Consider the following 21,779-nt stretch of genomic DNA (forward strand, 5'->3'; position numbering starts at 1 on the left):
TCAGGCTGTAACCGCTCGTTCGACCAACGTCTGCGCGATCCCGGGGAGTTCCCCCCGGTCGGCGGCGGCCCCGCTGAGCCAGTGCACGCGCGGGTCGCGGCGGAACCACGAATCCTGCCGCCGGGCGAACCTCTTGGTGGCGCGGACGGTCTCGGCCCTGGCCTCGTCCTCGGTGCACTCGCCGGCGAGCGCGGTGAGCACCTGCTGGTAGCCGAGCGCCCTGGAAGCGGTGATTCCGTCGCGCAGCCCCCGGGCCTCGAGGGCCCGGACCTCGTCCACCAGCCCGTCCTCCCACATCCGGTCCACTCGCAGCGCGATCCGCTCGTCGAGCTCGGGCCGGGCCACGTCGACGCCGATCTGCACGGTGTCGTAGACGGACTCGTGGCCGGGCAGGTTGGCGGTGAAGGGCCGGCCGGTGATCTCGATGACCTCCAGCGCGCGGACGATCCTGCGCCCGTTGCTGGGCAGGATCGCCCGGCCGGCGGCCGGGTCGGACGCGGCGAGGCGGGCGTGCAGGGCGCCGGGGCCGCGCAGGGTGAGCTCTTCCTCCAGCCGGGCGCGGACCTCGGGGTCGGTGCCGGGAAACTCCATGGCGTCCAGGGCGCCGCGCACGTAGAGGCCGGATCCGCCGACGAGGACGGGCGTACGGCCCTCCGCGAGGAGTTTGTCGATCTCGATGCGGGCGAGGCGCTGGTACTCGGCGACGTTGGCGGTCTCGGTGATGTCCCAGATGTCGAGGAGGTGGTGCGGGACTCCGCCTCGTTCCGCGGTCGTCAGTTTGGCGGTGCCGATGTCCATCCCCCGGTACAGCTGCATGGAGTCGGCGTTGACGACTTCGCCGTCGAAATGGCGGGCCAGGGCTACGCCCAGATCGGACTTTCCGGCCGCGGTGGGACCGACGACGGCGATGACCCGCGGTGCGGGGGCTGCTTTCCTCACTGCCCCAGTCTCGCAGCCCCCCGTCAAGGCACGGTCATGTACCCGATCGGGTGAGGTGACGGGGTCGGGACGGGGTCGTTGCCCTGGCGAGGTTCCGGCCGGATTGCGCCCGGCTGCGCACGTCCGGCGGAGGCCGGTCCGGCCAAGGCGGAACTTCACTCACACGAGTAACGTTACGGGAGTAGACATGGGCGTTTTTGATCGGTTTTTTCGTCGTAAGGAAGAGGTTGCGGCCGAGGAGGTCGTCGCCGAGGCCGTGACGACGGAGTCCGGTGCGGCCGACGAGGCCGAGGCCGAGCCCGCTGTCGCGGAGGCTCCGGCGGCGGAAGCCGTGGAGATCCCGAAGCAGCAGTCGGCCGAGGTGGCCGCGGACAGCGAAGCCGGCGAGGGCGCCCGTACGTAGCGACCGCCAATGGAAGGTGACCCATGGGCCTGCTGGACAATCTGAAGGCCAAGCTCGCTCCGGCGAAGGACAAGGTCGGAGACCTCGCCCAGAAGAACGAGGGCAGGATCACCGAGGGTCTGGACAAGGTGGCCAAGGCCGTGGACTCCAAGACGCACGGCAAGTACAGCGGCCGGATCACGAGTGGTACGGGCAAGGCGAAGGACGCCCTGGGCAAGATCGCGCACAAGGACGCTCCCGGCGGGCCGACGCCGCCGGCAGCTTCCTGACGCGGCACGGAAAAGGGGCGCGGGACCGGCTGGAGCCGGTCCCGCCCCTCCGTCGTTCCCGCCGCCCGGGCCCTGTCGGGGGCCTAGGACCAGGCTGCGACGAAGTACCCGACCCCGTACGGCGCGTCCTCGTACAGCAGGCGTCCGTCGAGCCCCGCGCCTTCGGCGGCGCCCGCCAGCACCTGCCAGGGGGCCCGTCCGGCGGCCAGGAGCTCGGCCGCGAGCTCCGCGTCGAGGGCGGCGAGCGCGGCCACGTCGGCGGCGCCCAGCGCTCGGGCGGCGGCCGCGTCGAAGGCGGCGGCGCGCTCGTCGAGGTAGCCGGGGGCCTTCAGGGTCCGGCAGGCGCTGCCGTCACCCATCACGAGCAACGCGACCCGGGCAGAACGCGTGCCGAGTTCCCGGCCGGTCTCCAGACACAGCGCGGTGTCCAGCGGCTCGGCGACCCCGAGCCCCTCGACGGGGGCCGAGCCCCAGCGCGCGTGCCGCAGCAGCCAGGCACCCACGGCGAGCGAGGGGGGCAGCAGGCGCGGCCCTTCCTCACCCTCCCCGAGCTGTACGTCGGCCTCGACGCCGAATCCGCGGAAGGTGCCGCGGGCGCCCTGCGGGTAGGGCCCGCGGTGGTCCTGGTCGGCGGCCCCGACCACGACGAGCAGGTCGGGCCGGGAGGCGGCGAGCACCGCGAGCGCGTCGGAGCAGGCGGTGCGGGCGTCGCCGAGTTCGGCGGCGGCCCCCGAGGCGACCTCCGGCACGAGCAGCGGCGGGGCGGGACAGACGGCAGCGGCTACGAGCATGATCCGCAGCCTAGCCGCCCCCTGTGGCCGATGGTCAGTCGATCGCGCAGCCCGAGGTGACGGTGGGCAGCGGGGCCGGGACACCCAGGCTCGGGATGCCGAGCATGACCCCGGCGGGCTGGGCCGGGGCGGCGTTGCGCTTCTCCCAGGCGTCGCCGGCGCGGGTGCGGCGTACGGTCAGGGTCGGCCCCTCGGCCAGCAGGTGGTGCGGAGCCGCGTAGGTGATGTCCACGGTGACCACGTCGCCCGGCCGGACCTCCGCGTCCGGCTTCGTGAAGTGGACCAGGCGGTTGTCGGGGGCGCGGCCCGAGAGGCGGTGGGTGGCGCCGTCCTTGCGGCCCTCGCCCTCCGCGACCATGACCTCGAGGGTGCGGCCGACCTGCTTCTTGTTCTCCTCCCAGGAGATCTCCTCCTGGAGGGCGACCAGGCGCATGTAGCGGTCCTGCACGACCTCCTTGGGGATCTGCCCGTCCATGTCGGCGGCGGGGGTGCCGGGCCGCTTGGAGTACTGGAAGGTGAAGGCGTTCGCGAAGCGGGCCTCGCGCACGGCGTGCATCGTCTGCTGGAAGTCCTCCTCCGTCTCGCCGGGGAAGCCCACGATGATGTCGGTGGAGATCGCGGCGTGCGGGATCGCGGCGCGGACCTTCTCGATGATGCCGAGGAACCGCTCCTGGCGGTACGAGCGGCGCATCGCCTTGAGGATCGGGTCCGAGCCGGACTGCATCGGCATGTGCAGCTGCGGCATCACGTTCGGGGTCTCGGCCATCGCCGCGATCACGTCGTCCGTGAAGTCGCGCGGGTGCGGGGAGGTGAAGCGGACCCGCTCCAGGCCCTCGATCTGGCCGCAGGCGCGCAGCAGCTTGCTGAAGGCCTCGCGGTCGCCCAGGTCGGAGCCGTAGGCGTTGACGTTCTGGCCGAGCAGCGTGATCTCGGAGACGCCCTCGGCGACCAGGGCCTCCACCTCGGCGAGGATGTCGCCGGGACGGCGGTCCTCCTCCTTGCCGCGCAGCGCCGGGACGATGCAGAAGGTGCAGGTGTTGTTGCAGCCGACGGAGATCGAGACCCAGGCGGCGTACGCGGACTCGCGGCGGGTCGGCAGCGTCGAGGGGAACGCCTCCAGCGACTCGGCGATCTCGACCTGCGCCTCTTCCTGGATGCGGGCGCGCTCCAGCAGCACGGGGAGCTTGCCGATGTTGTGCGTACCGAAGACGACGTCGACCCAGGGGGCCCGCTTGACGATCGTGTCGCGGTCCTTCTGGGCGAGGCAGCCGCCGACGGCGATCTGCATGCCGGGCCGCTTCGTCTTCATCGGGGCGAGCCGGCCGAGGTTGCCGTACAGCTTGTTGTCGGCGTTCTCGCGGACCGCGCAGGTGTTGAAGACCACAACGTCGGCGTCGCCGTCGGAGCCCTCGGGGGCGCGGACGTAGCCGGCGTCCTCCAGCAGACCGGAAAGCCGCTCGGAGTCGTGCACGTTCATCTGGCACCCGTAGGTGCGCACCTCGTATGTTCCCTTGACGTCCACTGCCGTGCTCCGGTCGCTGCTGCTGGTCATGGAACAAGGGTAGGCGGTACCCGGAGGCCCCCCGGCCGCCCGGGGCGGCGGCCCGCGCCGTGACAGGACGGCGGGCGGGTGGCAGGATCGCGACCATGCCTCCCGTACTGCCCCGGATCAGCAGGCGCCACGCCCTGCGGGCCCTGGTGGCCGTACTCGCGCTGCTCGGCGTCCTGCTCTGGTGGCTGAAGCCCCTCGGGGAGCCGGAGCTCAAGGGGGAGCTGACCTTCAGCACGGGCGTCAGGACCGGGGTCTACCACCGGTACGGAGAGCTGCTGGAGCAGCAGCTCCGGCGGGACATGCCCGGGGTGAAGGTACGGCTGGAAACCAGCGAGGGCTCGCAGCAGAACCTGCAGCGGGTGGCCGCCGGGGAGGCGGACTTCACGGTGGCGACGGCGGACGCGGTGGCCAAGTACCGGCAGGACGGCAAGCCCGGGGCCGCCTATCTGCGCGGGTGCGCGCGGCTGTACGACGACTACGTGCAGCTGGTGGTGCCGGCCGGGTCCCCGGTGCAGTCGGCGCGGGACCTGCGGGGCAAGCGGGTCGCGATAGGCCAGGCGGGATCCGGGGTGCGGCTCATCTCTGAGCGGCTGCTGACGGCGGCCCAGCTGGACCCGGCGCGGGACATCACCCCGGTGTCCATCGGCATCGACACCATGCCGGCCGAGCTGGAGGCCGGGCGGATCGACGCCTTCTTCTGGTCGGGAGGGCTCCCGACGAACGCGGTGCGCGAGCTGTCGGAGCGGTTCGACATCAGGCTCGTGCAGCTCGGCGACCTGGTGGAGCAGCTGCAGGGAAGCGGAAGCCCGGCACGCTACTACCGGGCGGCGGTGATGCCGCAGGACGCGTACGCGCGGGCGCGCAACACCAGCGCGGTGGCGACCCTGGCCGTGCCGAACCTGCTGGTGACCACGGAGGGCACGGACCCCGAGCTGACGGAGCGGTTCACGCGGACGGTGATCCTCAGCCGCGACGGCATCGGGCACGAGGTGCACGCGGCGCAGCTGGTGGACCTGCGGACCGCGATCTACACCGATCCCCTGGACCTGCACGAGGGCGCGCGGCGCTACTACCGCTCGGTCAAGCCGTAGCGGTCGGCGCGGCGGCCTCGGGCAGCAGCATGGTCGCCGCGGCGGCCGCGCCGATCAGGCCCGCGTGCGTGCCCAGGCTCGCCGGGACCACCGTCAGCTCCCGTACGAAGGACAGCGTGGCGTAGTCGGCGAGATGGCTGCGGATGGGGGCGAAGAGGGTCTCGCCGGAGGCGGCGACGCCCCCGCCGATGACCGCGATATCCGTTTCGACGAGGGTCGCGGTGGCCGCGATGGCAGCGGCCAGGGCGCGCCCGGCACGGTCGAAGGCGGCCAGCGCGACCGGGTCGCCGGCCTCGGCGGCCGCGGCCACGCCCGCCGCCGTGGCGTCGCCCCCGGGCTCTGCCGGGGTCCAGCCCTGGGCCCGGGCCCAGCCGGCGATGGCGGTGCCGGAGGCGATCGACTCGACGCAGCCGCGGCCGCCGCAGACGCAGGGTTCGCCGTCGAAGGCCACGCTGATGTGGCCGATGTGGCCGGCGTTGCCGGTGGGGCCGGGGTGGAGCTGGTTGTTCAGGATGAGGCCGCCGCCGACGCCGGTGGACACCACCATGCAAAGGGCGTTCGCGTGGCCCCGGGCAGCTCCCAGCCAGTGTTCCGCCGCGGTCATCGCCACGCCGTCCCCGGCCAGTACGGCCGGGATGGCGGCGCCGCGCGCCGTGAGCTCCGCCGTGACCCGGGCCTGGACGGGGAACTCCCGCCACGCCCCGATGTTGACCGGGCTGACCGTCCCCCGGGAGGAGTCCACCGGACCCGCGCTGCCGATGCCGCAGCGGACCGCCGCGGGCCACAGCGGGGAGCCGGCCAGGTCGGTGATGACCTCGGTGACCGCGGCCATCACGGCGTCCGCTTCCCCGCCGCGCGGGGTCGGACGGCGGGTCGTGGCCGTCATCGTGCCGTCGGGGTGCACCAGCGCCCCGGCGATCTTCGTCCCGCCGATGTCGATCGCCACCGTCAGGCCTGCGGCCGAGGCGTCGGCCCGCGATGTGGGGAAGGGGGCGGTGGGGGTGGTCACGGTGGCGGCTCCAGGAAGGGGTCAGGATTCAGTATGCGCCGCGGGCGGCGCCGTGCTCTCGCGGGGCTCCAGCCGCGGCTGCTCGCTCGTGCGCACCCCGGGCGGCCGTCCCGCGAGGACGGCGAGGAGTTCCTCGGCGGCGAGCCGGCCGAAACCCGCGGTGTCCCGCACGAGGGCGGTGAGCCGGGGGTGGGTGACCCGGCACAGCGCGGAGTCGTCCCAGGCCACCATGGAGAGCCGGCCCGGGACGGGGATGCCCAGCTCGGCGGCGACCGCGATCCCGGCGACGGCCATCACGTCGTTGTCGTAGACGAGTGCCGTGGGCGGCTCGGGCTCGGCGAGGACCCTGCGGGTGGCCGCCGCGCCCTCGGCGTCGGAGTAGTCGGTGACCACGGAGCGCACCCGGTCCGGGCCGAGCCCCCGCAGCGCGGCCTCGGTGCGCAGCGCCTCGATCCGGCGGGCCGTGTGGGCGAGCTCGGGGAGCCCGGCGACGTGGACGATCCGGCGGTGGCCGAGCCCGTGGAGGTGGTCCAGGATCCGGATCATCGCCCCGGCGTCGTCGGCGCGTACCGAGGAGACGGCCTCCGGGGCCTGGGAGAGGTCGCCCTCGCCCACCATGACCGCGGGCAGGGCCAGCCGGCCGAGCAGCTCCGGGCGCGGATCGTGCGTACGGGGGTCGACGACGAGGACGCCGTCGACCCGCCGCTCGGCCCACCAGCGGCGGTAGACGGCGCATTCGGCGTCGATGTCCTCGACGACCTGGAACAGCAGGGCGGTCCGGGCGGCCGAGAGGACTTCCTGGATGCCGGAGACGAGCTGGAGGAAGAAGGACTCGACGCCGAGCGTGTGCGCGGGCCGCGCGAGGACCAGCCCGACGGCTCCTGAGTGTTCGCCGGACAGGGCCCGGGCGGCGCTGTTGGGCTGCCAGCCGAGCTCCTCGGCGACGCGGCGGATCCGGGCACGGGTGGCCTGGGAGACGCCCGGCCGGTCGTTGAGCGCGAAGGACACGGCGCTCTCCGACACCCCGGCCCGGCGGGCGATGTCCTTGATGGTGGGTCTGCGGGCCATGCGTGCCTCGTCATTCGGTGACTTCGATGGCTTCGGTGACTTCGATGACTTCGGTGACGCAGACCGAAATGGCGCTGTCCTTTTCCACGCACGCTCCTGCGGTCCGCCACAGCTAAAGCGCATTAGTTTCCACAGGTTCGGGGGAACAGAACCCTTGTGTCAACAGGGCTGAAGCGCATAAGTACGCCGGACCGAGGCCCTGTTGACTTTCCCCGTGCGCACCGGCAGGTTGTGGCTCGCCCGGTGAATTCCTCAGAACTCCAGGGACGCCCAGTGCACGAAGACGCGCTCCGTTTTGGCGCCAACTACACGCCCGCCCGAGGCTGGTTCCACCACTGGCTGGACTTCGACCTCGACGAGGTCAGGGCCGATCTCGACTCGATCGCCGCGCTCGGGCTGGACCACGTCCGCGTGTTTCCGCTGTGGCCGGTGTTCCAGCCGAACCGGACGCTGATCCGGCCGCGCGCCGTGGAGCAGCTCGTCGCGCTCGCCGACGCGGCCGCCGAGCGCGGGCTCGACGTCGCCGTGGACGGGCTGCAGGGGCACCTGTCGAGTTTCGACTTCCTGCCCGCCTGGACCCGGACCTGGCACCGGCGCAGCCTCTTCGCCGACCCGGAGGTGGTCTCCGGTCAGGAGGAGTACCTGCGCACGCTGGCCGCCGCCCTCGCGGACCGGCCCAACTTCCTGGGCATGACCGTCGGCAACGAGTTCAACCAGTTCTCCGACGACCCGCACCCCGACCCCGACCGGATCACCCGGGAGCAGGCCGCCCGCTGGCTGGAGCGGATGCTCGCCGCCTGCGAGGAGGGCGCGCCCGGGCGGTTCCACCTGCACGCCGAGTACGACGCCGCCTGGTACCGGGACGGGCACCCCTTCACCGTCGCCCAGGCCGCGCGGCTGGGCGCGGCCACCGCCGTGCACTCCTGGGTGTTCAACGGCACCGCGCAGCGCCACGGCCCGGCGGGGACGGCGACCGAGCACCACGCCGCGTACCTGATCGAGCTGTCCAAGGCCTGGGCGCTCGACCCGCACCGCCCGGTATGGCTCCAGGAGGTGGGCGCCCCCGCCCCGCTGATCGCGCCCGAGCGGGCGGCCGCCTTCACGGAGGCCACCGTGGCCAACGCCCTGGACTGCCCGGACTTGTGGGGCGTGACCTGGTGGTGCTCGCACGACGTGTCCCGGGAGCTCGCGGACTTCCCGGAGCTGGAGTACGGCCTCGGTCTGCTCACCAACGACCGCCGGACCAAGCCCGCCGGAGCCGCCGTGGCCCGCATCGCCGCGCAGTGGCGGGGGCGGGGGCGGGGGCGGGCACACCGTCCCGCCGTACGGTCCACCGCGCTGGTGGTGGACGTCGGCGGGGCCGACGCGGCGCCGCGGCGCTCGGTGTGCGCGCCCGGCGGCGCGTTCTTCGAGGCGTGGGCGGGGCTCACCGCGCAGGGGGTCCGGCCCGCGGTGGTGCTGGCCGAGCTCGCCGAGGACCCCGCGCACCTGTCCGCGCGCGGCATCACCGAGGTGCTGCGCGTCCCCGACCTGACCTGACGCCCATCCGGAGGAGCCCGCATGTCCGAGAGCGATGCGTTACGACGACCGACCCGGCGCACGGTGCTGGCGGCCGGGGTGGGTGCCGTCGCCCTGCCGGCCGGGCCTGCTCCGGCGGCAGCCGCTGCGGCCACTCCCGCCACGGCCGCTCCCGCCGACCTGGCCCCGTACGCCTCCTACTGGTTCCCCGATTCCCTCCCCGCGGGCACTCCCGGCCCCGGGATCGTGTGGCGCTCTCTCAAGCAGTGGACCCCGCAGAGCGACCCCGATCTCGCCCACAACACCGCGACCGTACCGCTCGCGCCGCGCTTCACGCCGGTGCCCCCGCACCGGGGCGCCCGCGCCGGCCAGGCCCGGATCGCCTCCCTGGTCTCCTTCGGGCCCACCGCGCAGAACCCCTCGCAGGGTTCGCCCACCGCCGACTACTACGCGCTGACGCACTGGGCGTACATCGACGAGCTGGTCTTCTGGGGCGGCTCCTCCGGCGAGGGCATCGTGCTCGCCCCGAACGCGCCCGTCGTCGACGCGGCCCACCGCAACGGGGTCCGGGTCCTGGGCAACGTGTTCCTGCCGCCCGCGGCCTACGGCGGCGACCTCCGGTGGACCCGCGACCTGGTCCAGCGGGACTCCCTCGGCCGCTTCCCGATCGCCGAGCAGCTGGTGCGGGTGGCATCGGCCTACGGTTTCGACGGCTGGTTCGTCAACGCCGAGACCGAGGGCGGGGACAGTGAACTCGCCTCCCTGATGCGGCGGTTCCTGCGCGCCCTGCGGGCGGCCGGCGAACCGCACGGGCTGCGGATCACGTGGTACGACGCCATGAACACCACCGGGCGGGTCGGCTGGCAGGGCGCGCTCAACGAGCTCAACCAGGAGTTCTTCGAGGACCGGGCCGGCAAGGTCGCGGACACGATGTTCGTGGACTTCCGCTGGACCCCGCAGTCCCTGACCGCCTCCGGCGCGCTCGCCGACGGGCTGGGCCGCTCCCGCCACGAGCTGTGGGCGGCCGTGGACACCGAGTCCAACGGCTGGAATTCCACCGTCCGCTGGGACGCGATCATCCCGCGCGAGCACGACCACGTCGTCAGCTACGGCTTCTACCGGCCCGAGTGGACCCGCAACCACCTCACCGACCGCTCCCCCGGAGCCTTCCACCGAGCCGACGACCGGTTCTGGACGGGCATGTCCCTCGATCCGTCCCGCCCGGCGCCCGAGGACCCCTGGCGGGCCCCGGCCACGGCCGTCGCCGACCGGTCCACGGTCACCGCGCTGCCCTTTGCCTGCTCCTTCAACACCGGGCACGGGGAGCGCTGGTACGAGGAGGGCGAGGTCGCCTCCGGCATCCCGTGGAACCACCTCGGGCTTCAGGACCGGCTGCCGGGCCGCCGCTGGGTCGTGGACACCGCCGGTGAACGGCCCGCCGTGACGCTGGACTTCGCGCGGGCCTGGCGCGGCGGCTCCAGCCTGCTCGTCGCCGGTCCCCTCTCCGCCCCGGCCGCCGTCGGGCTGCACGCGACCCGCCTGCCCCTGACCCGGTCCACGGTCCTGGAGCTGGTGCACGCCACCGAGGCGGGCCCGGTCGCCGTGGAGGTCGGGGTGGCCACCCGCGAGCCGTCGGCTCCGGGAGAGCCGGTCCCGTACACCTGGCTCCGGACGGAAACCCTCGGCACGGGGCAGGCCTGGCGCCGGGCGCGGGTCGGGCTGTCGGCACTGGCGGGGAGAACGGCGTATGGACTTGCCGTACGGATCACGGGACTCGGGAACAGAGCCGTGGTGTGGCGGCTCGGGTCCTTGTCGGTACGCGACACCGCCGCCGGTCGGCGCCCGGCGTCTCCCGCTGCCCTGACCGTGGACGCCTCGGCCCGCCACGAGGACCAGGCCCGGCTCCGCCTGTCGTGGCGCCGGGCAGCCGGGCCGGTCCGGCAGTACACGGTGTCCCGGGTCCTGCCCGACGGCACCCGCCGCTTCCTCGGCGGCACCTGCGGCACCGCCCTCTATCTGCCCGCGGTCCGGCGCGCGGGCCGGGAGCGGGCGGCCGTCTTCGAGGTGCGGGCCGTGGACGAGCTGTACGCGGCGTCCGCCCCGGCACGTACCACCCTGCCCTGGTAGAAGAGCAGGTCAGGAGGTGTGCGGGTCGGTGCGCGGCACCGCCACCGTCACCCGCAGACCGTGCGGCGGGTTCTTCTCGTACGAGAGGGACCCGCCGCCCGCGGCGAGCAGGGCCCGGGAGATCGACAGGCCGAGCCCGGAGCCCTTGATGTTCTGGTGCCGGCCGCTGCGCCAGAACCGGTCGCCGACGCGGAGCAGCTCGTCCTCGGTGAGGCCGGGCCCCCGGTCGGCGATGACCACGCGGACGGTGCGCTCGACGGCCGAGACCGAAACCTCGACCTCCTCACCTGTGGGGGTGAACTTCAGGGCGTTGTCGATGACGGCGTCGAGCGCGCTGGACAGGGCGATGGGGTCGGCCCAGCCGGTGACGGCGGACCGGCCCGTCTCGGTGAGCCGTACGCCCTTCTCCTCGGCGTACGGACGCCAGGCGGCGACCCGCTCGGCGGCCATGGCCCCGATGTCGGTGAGGCTGATCTCGGCGGAGGCGTGCTCGGCCAGCGCCAGGTCCAGCAGGTCGTCCAGGACCTGGGTCAGGCGCTTGCCCTCGGCGCGCACGGAGGCGATCTCCTCATTGCCCTCGGGCAGTTCGAGGGCGAGCAGCTCGATCCGCAGGAGCAGCGCGGCGAGCGGGTTGCGCAGCTGGTGGGAGGCGTCCGCGACGAACGCCCGCTGCTGCTCCAGTACCTCTTCGACGTTGTCGGCCATCTCGTTGAACGACCGGGCCAGGCGTTGGAGTTCCGGCGGCCCGCCGGCGGCCGCGACCCGCGAGTTCATCCGTCCGGTGGCGATGCCGTGGGCGGCCGCGTCCAGGGTCTGCACGGGCTTGAGGACCCAGCTGGTCAGGCGCAGGGCGGCGCCGAAGGCGACCAGCATGGCGGCGGCGAGCCCGCCGGCGATGAGCAGCCAGCCCCGCAGGATCCGGCCGCGCATCAGGTCGGTGGGCGATTCGGTGGCGACGACGGCGACCACGTCCCCGTCGAGGACCACCGGTGAGGCGACGAGGAGTTTGCCGTGGGTCTGCCAGGGCCAGACCTGTCCGGGATCGTGACTGCGCCGCCCGGCCAGTGCCTCCTCGAAGGCGCGGCGGCCTTCGCCGGACTCGGGGAGCTGCCACCAGCCGGGAGCCCGGGCCATGGCGCCGTCGTCGCGGTAGAAGATGCCGACGCGGATGCCGTACAGCTCCTGGTAGCGGGTCAGTTCGTGCTGGAGGGTCGCCAGGCGCTCGTCCGAGCCGGTGGAGCCGGACCCCTCGGCGTCGATGACGAACTGGGCCAGGGCGGCGAAGCGGGCGCTGTCGTCGATGCGGTCGACGACCACCCGCTGCTGCTGTCCGGCGGCCAGGCTCACGGCGAGCGGGAAACCGAGCGCGAGGAGCGTGCCCGCCATCAGGACGACGAGCAGCGGGAGCAGCCGGGCGCGCACGGAGCGGGTTCCTTAGGGGGCGGGGGCGGCCGGGGCGACGAGCCGGTAGCCCACCCCGCGGACCGTCTCGATGAGGGCGGGCATGCGCAGCTTGGACCGCAGCGAGGCGACGTGGACCTCCAGGGTCCGCCCGGTCCCCTCCCAGCTGGTGCGCCACACCTCGCTGATGATCTGCTCGCGGCGGAAGACGACCCCGGGCCGCTGCGCGAGCAGGGCCAGCAGGTCGAACTCCTTGCGGGTGAGCGGCACATCGGCGCCGTCCACGCTGACCCGGCGGGTGGGCAGCTCGATGCTGACGGCGCCGAGCCGGACCGTGGTGGGCGTACCGGTGCCGGTGGCGGCGGCCTCCTCGGAGGCGCCGGTGCGCCGGGCGACCGCGTGGATGCGGGCCAGGAGTTCGCCGGTGTCGTAGGGCTTGGTGACGTAGTCGTCGGCGCCCATGTTCAGGCCGTGGATGCGGGAGCGCACGTCGGCCCGCGCGGTCACCATGATGACGGGCGTGGCGGTGCGCTTGCGGATCTTGCCGCAGACCTCGTAGCCGTCCTGGTCGGGCAGTCCGAGGTCGAGCAGGATGACCCCGTAGGAAGGGGCGCTGGGCGCGGCTCCGGCGGGCAGCAGGGCCTGGAGGGCCTCCTCGCCGTTGCGGGCATGGGTGACCTTGAAGCCGTGCCGGGCGAGGATCGCGGACAGGGCGGCGGCGACGTGGTCGTCGTCCTCGACGAGCAGCAGTCTCATGTCGTCCCCCTCTCCTCTTCTCGATCTTCTTCAGCTTCTCTGCAGGGCCACCCTGCATCCACGCTGATGGAGACTCCCACGTCAAGGGGGTTCCGGCTCGGCGCGCCTTCCGTTATGCACCCGGTACGAGCACATCGAGGAAGCGTACGGAGCGTATCCGGGCGAGGCCGGATCGTTATGCTCAATTCTCCCTCAGATGTGGTGACGGTGTGGACGCTTCGTCACTACTGTCCTCCCAACCGAGGAGGACGGAGCAAGAAGCCGATGAGCGGAGTATCAGTGACCAAGGACGTGCAGGACGCGGCCGGCGCCGCGGACGACCTGGTCGTACTGAGCAACGTCAACAAGCACTTCGGCGCGCTGCACGTGCTTCAGGACATCGATCTGAGCATTGCCCGCGGTGAGGTCGTCGTGGTGATCGGTCCTTCGGGATCGGGCAAGTCCACGCTGTGCCGGACCATCAACCGGCTGGAAACCATCGACTCGGGCACCATCACGCTCGACGGCAAGGAGCTGCCCTCGGAGGGCAGGGAACTCGCCCGGCTGCGCGCCGACGTCGGCATGGTGTTCCAGTCGTTCAATCTCTTCGCGCACAAGACGGTGCTCCAGAACGTCATGCTGGGCCAGGTCAAGGTCCGCAAGACGGACCAGGCCGCAGCGCATGCGAAGGCGGTGGCCCTGCTGGACCGGGTGGGTGTCGGCTCGCAGGCCGACAAGTACCCGGCGCAGCTCTCCGGCGGCCAGCAGCAGCGCGTGGCGATCGCCCGCGCGCTGGCGATGGAGCCGAAGGTGATGCTGTTCGACGAGCCGACCTCGGCGCTCGACCCGGAGATGATCAACGAGGTGCTGGAGGTCATGCAGCAGCTCGCCCGGGAGGGGATGACCATGGTGGTCGTCACGCACGAGATGGGCTTCGCCCGCTCTGCGGCCAACCGGGTCGTCTTCATGGCCGACGGAAAGATCGTCGAAGAGGCCACGCCCGAGCAGTTCTTCAGCAACCCGCGCAGTGACCGTGCCAAGGACTTCCTGTCGAAGATCCTGCACCACTGAGGGTCTCGTCTGGTAGTCATCCGTATGCGGATCACCGCCGGATCGGTTCCTGTCGGCCGCGCGTACGCCGCAAGCGTCGCTCGTCGTTCAACAACGTCTCATCCGAGGGAAGTTCACCATGAAGATCTCCAAGGCCGCTGCGGCCGCGGCCGTCGCCGTCGCCCTTTCCCTGACCGCGACCGCCTGTGGCGGCAGCGACAAGGACGCCGCCAGTGACGGTGGCGCGTCCGGCGGCGCCAAGGACAAGATCGTCGTCGGCATCAAGTACGACCAGCCCGGTCTCGGCCTGAAGACTCCCGACGGCAAGTACACCGGCTTCGACGTCGACGTCGCCACGTACGTGGCCAAGGAGCTCGGCTACCAGCCCGACCAGATCGAGTTCAAGCAGGCCGTCAGCGCCGAGCGCGAGAACCTGATCGCCAACGGCGACGTGAAGTTCGTCGTCGCGACGTACTCGATCAACGACAAGCGCAAGGAGAGGGTCGACTTCGCCGGCCCGTACTTCCTCGCGCACCAGGACCTGCTGGTCCGTGCCGACGACACGAGCATCACCAAGGCCGAGGACCTGAACAAGAAGAAGCTCTGCTCGGTCACCGGCTCGACCTCGGCGCAGAACGTCAAGACCAAGCTGGCCCCCGAGGCCGACCTGCTGGAGCTGGGCGGCTACTCCGAGTGCCTGACCGGCCTGGAGAACAAGAAGGTCGATGCCCTCACCACGGACAACTCGATCCTGGCGGGCTACGCGGCCCAGGAGAAGAACAAGGGCAAGTTCAAGCTGGCCGGGCTGAGCCTGAGCAACGAGAACTACGGCATCGGTCTGAAGAAGGGCGACAAGGAGCTTCAGACCAAGATCAACGCCGCGCTCAAGAAGATGGTCGAGGACGGCAGCTGGCAGAAGGCCGTGGACACGAACCTCGGTCCGGCCAACTTCAAGAGCGAGCCTGCCCCGCAGATCACCGAAGGCAGCTGATTCATCGGTGAGGAGCGTCGCCGCCCGCCTGCCGCGGGCGGCGGCGCACCTCACCGGCCATCCTGGGGAGAGCGCAGGGCATCGTGTTCGATTTTCTTGATTCCGGGCAGTACGACGTGCTCGGAGCCTTCTGGGTGACGGTTCAGCTCACCCTCTACTCGGCGGCCGGATCCTTGATCTGGGGCACCATCCTGGCCGGGATGCGGGTCAGCCCGGTCCCGCTGCTGCGGGGCTTCGGCACCGCGTACGTCAACCTGGTGCGCAACACCCCGCTGACCTTGCTGATCATCGGCTGCTCGCTGGGTCTCAGCCAGACCCTCGGCATCGATCTGGCCGGCGACACGTTCAAGGAGACCGGCTTCCGGCTCGCGGTCCTCGGACTGATCGCATACACGGGAACCTTCGTCTGCGAGGCCCTGCGCTCCGGCATCAACACCGTGCCGGTGGGCCAGGCCGAAGCGGCCCGCGCACTGGGGCTGAGCTTCTTCCAGGTGCTCACCCTGATCGTGCTCCCCCAGGCCTTCCGGGCGGTCGTCGCGCCGCTCGCCAACGTACTGATCGCACTCACCAAGAACACCACGGTGGCGGCGACCATCGGCGTGGCCGAGGCGGCCCTGCTGATGAAGGAAATGATGGAGAACGAGGCGCAGGCCCTCTTCGCCGTCTTCGCGATCTTCGCCCTCGGCTTCGTCCTGCTGACCCTGCCCACCGGCCTGCTCCTGGGCTGGGTGGCCAAGCGAGTGGCGGTGAAGCGATGACCTCCGTGCTGTACGACGCCCCCGGCCCCAAGGCCAAGGCGCGCAACTGGATCTACAGCGGGATCTTCGTCGTCCTGTTCGGGCTCGTCATGTGGTGGGTTCTGTCCCTCATGGCGGAGAAGGGCCAGCTCGAGGCCGACAAGTGGACCCCGTTCGTCACCGACAGCCGGGTGTGGACCACGTACCTGATCCCCGGCCTCCTGGAGACCCTCAAGGCCGGGGCGCTCTCCATGCTGATCGCCCTCCCGCTGGGAGCGGTGCTGGGCATCGGCCGGCTGTCCGACCACGCCTGGGTGCGGGGGCCGGTCGGTACGTGGGTGGAGTTCTTCCGTGCCATCCCGGTGCTGATGCTGATGCTGTTCAGCAGCGCGCTGTACTCACCGCAGTTCATGGACGTGCCGTCCGACACCCGGCCGTTCTGGGCCGTCGTCACGGGCCTGGTCCTCTACAACTCGGCCGTCATCGCCGAGATCGTCCGGGCCGGTGTGCTGTCCCTGCCCCACGGCCAGACCGACGCGGCCAAGGCGATCGGCATGCGCAAGGGTCAGACCATGTTCCACGTCCTGATCCCGCAGGCCGTCACGGCGATGCTGCCGGCCCTGGTCAGCCAGCTCGTGGTGATCCTCAAGGACACCGCGCTCGGCGGCGCCCTGCTCGGCTTCGCGGAACTGCTCGCCGCGAACCGGCAGATCTCGGCGAACTACAGCAACACCATCCCCACCCTCGTCGTGATCGCGCTGATCTACATCGTGGTCAACTTCGGCCTCACCACCTTCGCCTCCCAGCTGGAAGGCCGGCTGAGGAAGTCGAAGAAGAGCACCGGCGCGGTGGTCGGCGTGGCCGATGTCGGCGACATGGCCACCGGCGCGAACAGCGCGGGCGGATAGAACCGTCGTCCTCCCGGTTTGAGACCCCCGTAGGTCTGACGTACGGTCAGTCATAGTGCGTATCCCGTGTGGTGCGGCGGAACTCTTCCGCCGCACCACACGGCGTTGTCCGGACGGGCGTCACTTGACGCGGGCACCTTCAGTCGGTTGCATACGTTCTGTGATCACATACCGGACACCGGGAGCCACATCATGGACCCGGTGATCGTCGTCGGCGCGGGGCCCGTCGGGCTGTCCCTGTCCCTCGCCCTGGCCGGCCAGGGCGTGCCCTCCGTCGTGCTCGACGAAGGGCCCGGGAAGGAGGAACCCCGCCCGGCCCGTACGGTCGTCCTGCACGCCGACACGGCGGCCATGGCGCACCGGCTGGGCTGTAGGACGCTGCGCGACGAGGGGGCCTACTTCGCCGCCTGGCGCACCATGCGGCGCAGCCGCCCCGCCCAGCGGATCACCTTCGACGACGGCCCCGCTCCCCTGCACCTGCCGCAGCACGCCCTGACGCGCGGGCTGCGCGACGCCGCCGCCGCGCACCCGCTCGTCCAGCTGGTCACCGACAGCAGGCTGGACTCCGTGGAGCAGGACGACCACGGGGTCACCGCGCACACCCGGGGCGCCGAGACCACGTGGTGGCGCGGCAGTTACCTGGTCGGCTGCGACGGCGCCCGGTCCACCGTGCGCAAACTGATCGGCATCCGCTTCCCCGGCCGCACCGCCGTGGAGCGCCACGCCGTGGCCGCCCTGCGCACCGAACTGCCTTGGCCAGGCGAGGCGTTGCTGCACCGCAGCCCGCCGTCCGGGCCCGAGGAGGTCACCTCGCGGCCGCTGCCCGACGGGGTGTGGCGGCTGGACTGGCTGCTCCCGGCCCGCGGGGAGCTGGTGACTCCCGACACGCTGGTGACCCTGATCCGGGACACCCTCGCGACGTGGTGCGGGGGCACGACGCCCCCGTACGACCTCCTCGACACCGGGGTCCACACGCTGCACCACCGCCTCGCGCGGCGGTGGCGCGATGGCCGCGCCTTCCTCGCCGGGGACGCCGCCCACCTACTGGGCGCCCTCGGCACGCAGGGCGTCGAGGAGGGGCTGCGGGACGCCGAGAACCTCGCGTGGAAGCTGTCCCTGGCCTGGCACCAGGGAGCCTCCGAGGCGCTGCTCGACAGCTACGAGGGCGAACGGCGCACGGCGGTCGCGGCACGGCTGCGCGCCGCCGACCAGGCGATGCCCGCGCTGCGGGCCACAGGCGGCCTGCGTACCTACCTCCCCGGATCCTCGCGGTCCGCCGAGTCCCTCCTGACCGACGGCCACCTGGGGCGGGGGCCGCTGGGCGCGGCGCCGGCGTACGCCCCGCCGGTGGCCGTACGGGAGGTCCCGACGGCCACGGAACCGGGCGGTCCGGTGGCGAACGTACCGGTGACCGCGCCGGACGGGGCGACCGTGCCGTTGCGCGACATGCTGGGGCAGGGCCGGCTGCTGGTGGTCCTGGTCGCGCCGGGCACCGGGGTCTGGGACCGGCGCCACTGGCTGGGCGCCGGGCTGATGCCCCGCCTCGCTGCCGCGGTGAGCGCGCTGCCCGTCCGTACCGATCTGCTGGTCGCGGACGGCTATCCGGGCGCCCCGGCGCACACCGTGCTCCTGATCCGGCCGGACGGGCACCTGGCGGCGACCTTCGCGGGCGTGCGTCCGGCGGAGCTGTACGAGGCGGCGGACTCGGTCCGGGCGGGAGCGCCCGCGACCCGGGTGCCGACGCCCTCGGCCGCCACGACACCGACGGTGGTGATCGATTGACCGGCTCGCGGCGCTCGTGGTTCACTCGCGGACATGACCGGCAATGACGTACGCCTGTGGCGGAGGGTCCATATGGACCTGCTCCGCTACGCGGGCTGCGTATGTTGCCCTTCCTGCTGATTCGCCCTTTCCTTCGCGCGCCCCGTGCCGTCACCGGCCTGCGCGCATTTCCGCGAACCCCAGGAACGGTCCCCTGCCATGTCTCTGCCTTCTGCACCCGCCCGCACCCCTGAGCCCGTGTCGGCGGCCGGGGGCCCCACGGCCGCCGAACTCCTCCGGTTCGCGCTGCGCACCGCTGCCGATCCCGAGACCGTTTCCTCGCTGCCGCTCGACCCGGAGGGCCGCACCTGGATCCGGCTGGACGGGCCGTCCGGCAGCGAGGCGTGGCTGATCGGCTGGCCGCCGGGGACGGGCACCGGCTGGCACGACCACGCCGAGTCGCGGGGCGCGTTCGCCGCCGCCCGCGGCCGGCTCACCGAGCACTCACTGGCCGTACGCCTGCCCTCGGAGGGCTGGCAGTCGCTGGAGCTCGCCCCCGGACTGGACCGCAGCCGCAGCCTGGGCGCGGGCGACGGGCGGGCCTTCGGGGAGCACCACGTACACGAGGTCCTCAACGAATCCCCGGCCGAGCACGCGGTCTCGGTGCACGTGTACTACCCGCCGCTTCCCCTGATCCGGCGGTACAGCCGCAGCGGCTCCGTGCTCAACCTGGAGCACGTCGAGCGTCCGGCGGACTGGCAGTGAGCACCCCGACGGGCATCGACGAGCTGCTGGAGCGGGTCCGCGCGGGCTACACCCGCGTCGGCCCGCAGGAGGCGTACGCCGCCTCCCGCGCCGGAGCCCTCCTGGTGGACATCCGCTACCAGGCCCTGCGGGACCGCGACGGCCTGATCCCGGGCGCGCTGGTGGTCGAGCGCAACGAACTGGAGTGGCGCCTGGACCCCCAGGGCAGCCACCGGGCCCCCGAGGCCGAAAGCCACGACCTCCAGGTGGTGGTGATCTGCAACGAGGGCTACGCCTCCAGCCTCGCCGCGGCCTCCCTCCACGCCCTGGGCCTCCACCGCGCGACGGACCTGACGGGCGGCTTCCAGGCCTGGAAGTCGGCGGGCCTCCCGGTGGCCACGCCTTCCTGACGCGCACTGCGTCCGCCGAGGGCCGGGCGGCAGCCCTGCTGCCTCCCGGCCCCGTCCGGTCCGGACACCCCGTCCGGCCTAGCCCTTGGCCGTGGCCACATCCACTGGCGGGACCCGGAGCGCGACCCGGCCCGGGAGGGCGGTGGCCGCCAGGGCCAGCAGCCCGGCCACCCCCACCACCACCGCGTACGCGACCGGCAGCACGGCCGGCGCCGCCGCCCCCGTCATGCCCACGCTGAAGGCGGTCAGCACGGCCAGCGCGATCCCCGACCCCAGCACGGACCCGATCAGGACCACCGCCAGCGCCTCCGCCCGAAGCATCCGCAGGACCTGCCTGCGCTTCGCCCCGGCCAGCCGCAGCATCGCGAACTCCCGTACCCGCTCGGCGGTGGACATGGCCAGGGTGTTCATCACCGCGATCGCGGTGAAGGCCAGCACCAGCCCCATCGCCAGCAGGTTGATCTCCGCCCCGGCAGCCTGCCGCTCCGCCCGTGCCTCGTCGGCATCCCGTGCGGACAGCACCGCCACCCCCGGGTACGCCCGCACCGCCGCGGCCAACTGCTCCCGCCCGGTGCCCGGTTCCGCCGCCACCAGGACACCGGCGGCCAGCGGATTGTCCACGTGCGCGGCCACCAGGGCGTGCGGCAGCGTGAGGTCCCCGAAGCCCAGCCCCCGCGCGTACACGGCCGACACCGTCAGGGTGACCGGCGTCCCGTCGCCCAGCGTCAGCCGCAGCGCGCTCCCCGGCTTCAACCCCAGCTGGTCGGCGGCGAGTTCACTGACCGCCGCGGTCCCGGTCCCCTCCCCGAACCCGTCCAGGCTCCCGGCGGTGACCGCGGGGTCCCAGGTCCGGGTCAGCCCCGTCGGGGTCACGCCCTGCGCGTCGTACTTCGCGAGCCCCACCCGTACCGTCGACTGCACGATCTCGGTGGCCGCGGTGACCCCGGGGGTCCGGCGGATCCGCTCCGCCGCCTCCCCCGAGACGCCGGGACCCTGCGCGGCCAGCACCCATCCGGCCTTGACCCCGTCGCGGGCCTGCGCCCGGGCCGCGTCCCCGAGCGTCGGGGTGATGAAGAGCACCGTGGAGGTCATGCCGACGAGCAGGGCGAGCGGGGTGACGGCGGAGGCCATCCGGGTGGAGTTGCCGCGCAGGTTCGCGGTGGCGAGGTGGCCGCCCGCCCCGGCCAGCCGCAGCGGACCGGCGAGCAGCGCGGTGGCGCCGCGTACGAGCAGCGGGCCGAGCAGCGAGACCGCCCCGGCCAAGACCACCACGGCGAGGAAGGTGACCGGGGTCGACGCCGGCTCGGTCCGCAGCGAGGCGAGCACCACGACCAGCACCGCCCCGCCGGCCAGCAGCAGCATGCCGAGCACGGTCCGGATCCAGGCGGGCCGGCGCGGCTCGAGCGCGGCTTCGGCGAGGGCCTCTGCGGGGCGGATCCGGGCGATCCGCCGGCCGGTGATCCGCGCGGCGGCCCAGGCTCCGAGCAGGCTCGCGGCTACGGCGGCGAACATCGGGAAGATGCCGGCGGTGCGCTCCAGGACCGGGGGGACGACCCCGCTGTCGATGAACCGGCCGTACAGCCAGGCGGCGAGCGGCAGCCCGGCGAAGGCCCCGGTGACTCCGGCGGCCAGGCCGACCAGCAGCGCCTCCCGGCCGATCATCCGTCGCAGTTGCCTGGGGGTGGCGGCGATGGCCCGCAGCAGGGCGAGTTCGCGGTGGCGCTGCTGGACGGAGAGGGCGAAGGTGCCGACGACCACGAGGATCGCGACGAGCAGCGAGGTGCCGCCCATCGCGCCGCCCATGGAGACCAGCTTGGTCCGGGCCCCGGCGGCGTCGAGGAACTCCACCGGCCCGCGCTCGTCCCCCGTGCCGACCTGCGCCGTGGCCGACGTGGTGCCCTTCAGGGCCTTCTCGACCCGGCCGGCCAGTTCGCCGGGGTCGGTACCGGGCCGGGGCAGCACGCCGATGACGCTGACCTGTCCGTCGCGTGCGGCGAGCCGCTGGGCCTCGGCGTCGCTGAAGAAGAGTGCGCTCTGGCGGACGAGGTCGCCGCGGGGGGTGGTCGCGATCCCGCTCACCCGGTACGTCTTCGGCTCGCCGGTGGACTGCACGGTGAGCTCGGAGCCGGCCGTCAGTCCGGCGCGGGCGGCCAGCGCGCGGTCGATGACGACCTCGCCGGCGTCCCGGGGTGCGCGTCCCCCGGCGAGCGTGAAGGGGGTCAGCTCGGCGGAGGTCCAGGCGTGCCCGTACGAGGGCGTCCGCGGCCGGGGGCTA

Annotated in this window: 20 protein-coding genes and 1 pseudogene; 13 read left to right on the plus strand and 8 right to left on the minus strand. The window is 72.8% G+C overall.

Features of this window, described 5'->3' with window-relative positions:
* Positions 1-939: a tRNA (adenosine(37)-N6)-dimethylallyltransferase MiaA gene (gene miaA / locus OHA89_RS11095; protein WP_215144543.1), complete on the minus strand. Its 939-nt coding sequence runs from the start codon at positions 937-939 to the stop codon at positions 1-3.
* A gap of 187 nt (positions 940-1,126) precedes the next feature.
* Here miaA and OHA89_RS11100 point away from each other — a divergent pair, with 187 nt between their 5' ends.
* Complete coding sequence (locus OHA89_RS11100) at positions 1,127-1,342, plus strand: gliding motility protein (protein WP_257553889.1); 216 nt, start codon at positions 1,127-1,129, stop codon at positions 1,340-1,342.
* 23 nt (positions 1,343-1,365) lie between these two features.
* Positions 1,366-1,611 carry an antitoxin gene (locus OHA89_RS11105; protein ID WP_406366039.1) on the plus strand — a complete coding sequence of 82 codons (246 nt, stop codon included), beginning with the start codon at positions 1,366-1,368 and terminating at the stop codon, positions 1,609-1,611.
* Between the two features lie 83 nt (positions 1,612-1,694).
* Here the strand turns inward: OHA89_RS11105 and OHA89_RS11110 are convergent, their stop codons facing one another.
* Positions 1,695-2,402, minus strand: a complete 708-nt coding sequence (locus OHA89_RS11110; RefSeq protein WP_406366041.1) for a hypothetical protein — start codon at positions 2,400-2,402, stop codon at positions 1,695-1,697.
* 34 nt (positions 2,403-2,436) lie between these two features.
* The gene (miaB, locus tag OHA89_RS11115; protein WP_406366043.1) at positions 2,437-3,954 is read right to left on the minus strand and encodes a tRNA (N6-isopentenyl adenosine(37)-C2)-methylthiotransferase MiaB; all 1,518 of its coding nucleotides are present in this window, start codon (positions 3,952-3,954) and stop codon (positions 2,437-2,439) included.
* Positions 3,955-4,049: 95 nt separating this feature from the next.
* On the opposite strand from miaB, the gene OHA89_RS11120 reads away from it, so the two are divergent.
* Positions 4,050-5,045, plus strand: coding sequence for a TAXI family TRAP transporter solute-binding subunit (locus tag OHA89_RS11120; protein WP_257553892.1), 996 nt, complete (start codon positions 4,050-4,052; stop codon positions 5,043-5,045).
* On the opposite strand, the gene OHA89_RS11125 is transcribed toward OHA89_RS11120, so the two are convergent.
* Both OHA89_RS11125 and OHA89_RS11130 read right to left on the minus strand, forming a co-directional pair.
* The gene (locus tag OHA89_RS11125; RefSeq protein ID WP_406366045.1) at positions 5,035-6,054 is read right to left on the minus strand and encodes an ROK family protein; all 1,020 of its coding nucleotides are present in this window, start codon (positions 6,052-6,054) and stop codon (positions 5,035-5,037) included. The two genes, OHA89_RS11120 and OHA89_RS11125, sit on opposite strands and share 11 nt — an antisense overlap.
* A gap of 21 nt (positions 6,055-6,075) precedes the next feature.
* On the minus strand, positions 6,076-7,122 hold the full coding sequence (locus OHA89_RS11130; RefSeq protein WP_266614620.1) for a LacI family DNA-binding transcriptional regulator: 1,047 nt from the start codon (positions 7,120-7,122) through the stop codon (positions 6,076-6,078).
* A gap of 273 nt (positions 7,123-7,395) precedes the next feature.
* On the opposite strand from OHA89_RS11130, the gene OHA89_RS11135 reads away from it, so the two are divergent.
* Both OHA89_RS11135 and OHA89_RS11140 read left to right on the plus strand, forming a co-directional pair.
* On the plus strand, positions 7,396-8,661 hold the full coding sequence (locus OHA89_RS11135) for a glycosyl hydrolase (RefSeq protein WP_406366046.1): 1,266 nt from the start codon (positions 7,396-7,398) through the stop codon (positions 8,659-8,661).
* A gap of 21 nt (positions 8,662-8,682) precedes the next feature.
* Complete coding sequence (locus tag OHA89_RS11140; protein ID WP_406366047.1) at positions 8,683-10,767, plus strand: endo-beta-N-acetylglucosaminidase; 2,085 nt, start codon at positions 8,683-8,685, stop codon at positions 10,765-10,767.
* A 9-nt stretch (positions 10,768-10,776) separates the two neighbouring features.
* On the opposite strand, the gene OHA89_RS11145 is transcribed toward OHA89_RS11140, so the two are convergent.
* Together OHA89_RS11145 and OHA89_RS11150 are read right to left on the minus strand one after the other, a co-directional pair.
* Complete coding sequence (locus OHA89_RS11145; RefSeq protein WP_406366049.1) at positions 10,777-12,189, minus strand: ATP-binding protein; 1,413 nt, start codon at positions 12,187-12,189, stop codon at positions 10,777-10,779.
* A 12-nt stretch (positions 12,190-12,201) separates the two neighbouring features.
* A complete protein-coding gene (locus OHA89_RS11150) occupies positions 12,202-12,924 on the minus strand; it encodes a response regulator transcription factor (RefSeq protein ID WP_406366050.1) in 723 nt (240 codons plus the stop codon).
* A gap of 264 nt (positions 12,925-13,188) precedes the next feature.
* Between OHA89_RS11150 and OHA89_RS11155 the strand changes: the two genes are divergently transcribed.
* The 8 genes from OHA89_RS11155 (at position 13,189) to OHA89_RS11190 (ending at position 19,504) form a co-directional block, all read left to right on the plus strand.
* Complete coding sequence (locus tag OHA89_RS11155) at positions 13,189-13,974, plus strand: amino acid ABC transporter ATP-binding protein (protein WP_285443961.1); 786 nt, start codon at positions 13,189-13,191, stop codon at positions 13,972-13,974.
* A gap of 118 nt (positions 13,975-14,092) precedes the next feature.
* A complete protein-coding gene (locus OHA89_RS11160; protein WP_266614626.1) occupies positions 14,093-14,944 on the plus strand; it encodes a glutamate ABC transporter substrate-binding protein in 852 nt (283 codons plus the stop codon).
* A gap of 83 nt (positions 14,945-15,027) precedes the next feature.
* On the plus strand, positions 15,028-15,702 hold the full coding sequence (locus OHA89_RS11165) for an amino acid ABC transporter permease (protein ID WP_257553897.1): 675 nt from the start codon (positions 15,028-15,030) through the stop codon (positions 15,700-15,702).
* Positions 15,699-16,589 (plus strand): amino acid ABC transporter permease, encoded by an 891-nt coding sequence (locus OHA89_RS11170; RefSeq protein WP_266614628.1) that lies wholly within the window; start codon positions 15,699-15,701, stop codon positions 16,587-16,589. Before OHA89_RS11165 ends, OHA89_RS11170 begins: the two co-directional genes overlap by 4 nt.
* A gap of 192 nt (positions 16,590-16,781) precedes the next feature.
* Positions 16,782-18,371, plus strand: coding sequence for an FAD-dependent monooxygenase (locus OHA89_RS11175; RefSeq protein WP_406366053.1), 1,590 nt, complete (start codon positions 16,782-16,784; stop codon positions 18,369-18,371).
* Positions 18,372-18,404: 33 nt separating this feature from the next.
* A complete protein-coding gene (locus OHA89_RS11180; protein ID WP_322975615.1) occupies positions 18,405-18,491 on the plus strand; it encodes a putative leader peptide in 87 nt (28 codons plus the stop codon).
* 78 nt (positions 18,492-18,569) lie between these two features.
* A complete protein-coding gene (locus OHA89_RS11185) occupies positions 18,570-19,115 on the plus strand; it encodes a cysteine dioxygenase (protein WP_266614632.1) in 546 nt (181 codons plus the stop codon).
* Positions 19,106-19,504, plus strand: a complete 399-nt coding sequence (locus tag OHA89_RS11190) for a rhodanese-like domain-containing protein (protein ID WP_406368471.1) — start codon at positions 19,106-19,108, stop codon at positions 19,502-19,504. The genes OHA89_RS11185 and OHA89_RS11190 overlap by 10 nt, the downstream gene beginning before the upstream one ends.
* A gap of 78 nt (positions 19,505-19,582) precedes the next feature.
* Here OHA89_RS11190 and OHA89_RS11195 read toward each other — a convergent pair.
* Positions 19,583-21,760 (minus strand): annotated as a pseudogene (locus OHA89_RS11195) (FtsX-like permease family protein); the annotation flags it as partial.
* Between the last annotated feature and the right edge of the window lie 19 nt (positions 21,761-21,779).

The organism is Streptomyces sp. NBC_01546, assembly GCF_045208355.1.
Taxonomy (GTDB): domain Bacteria; phylum Actinomycetota; class Actinomycetes; order Streptomycetales; family Streptomycetaceae; genus Streptomyces.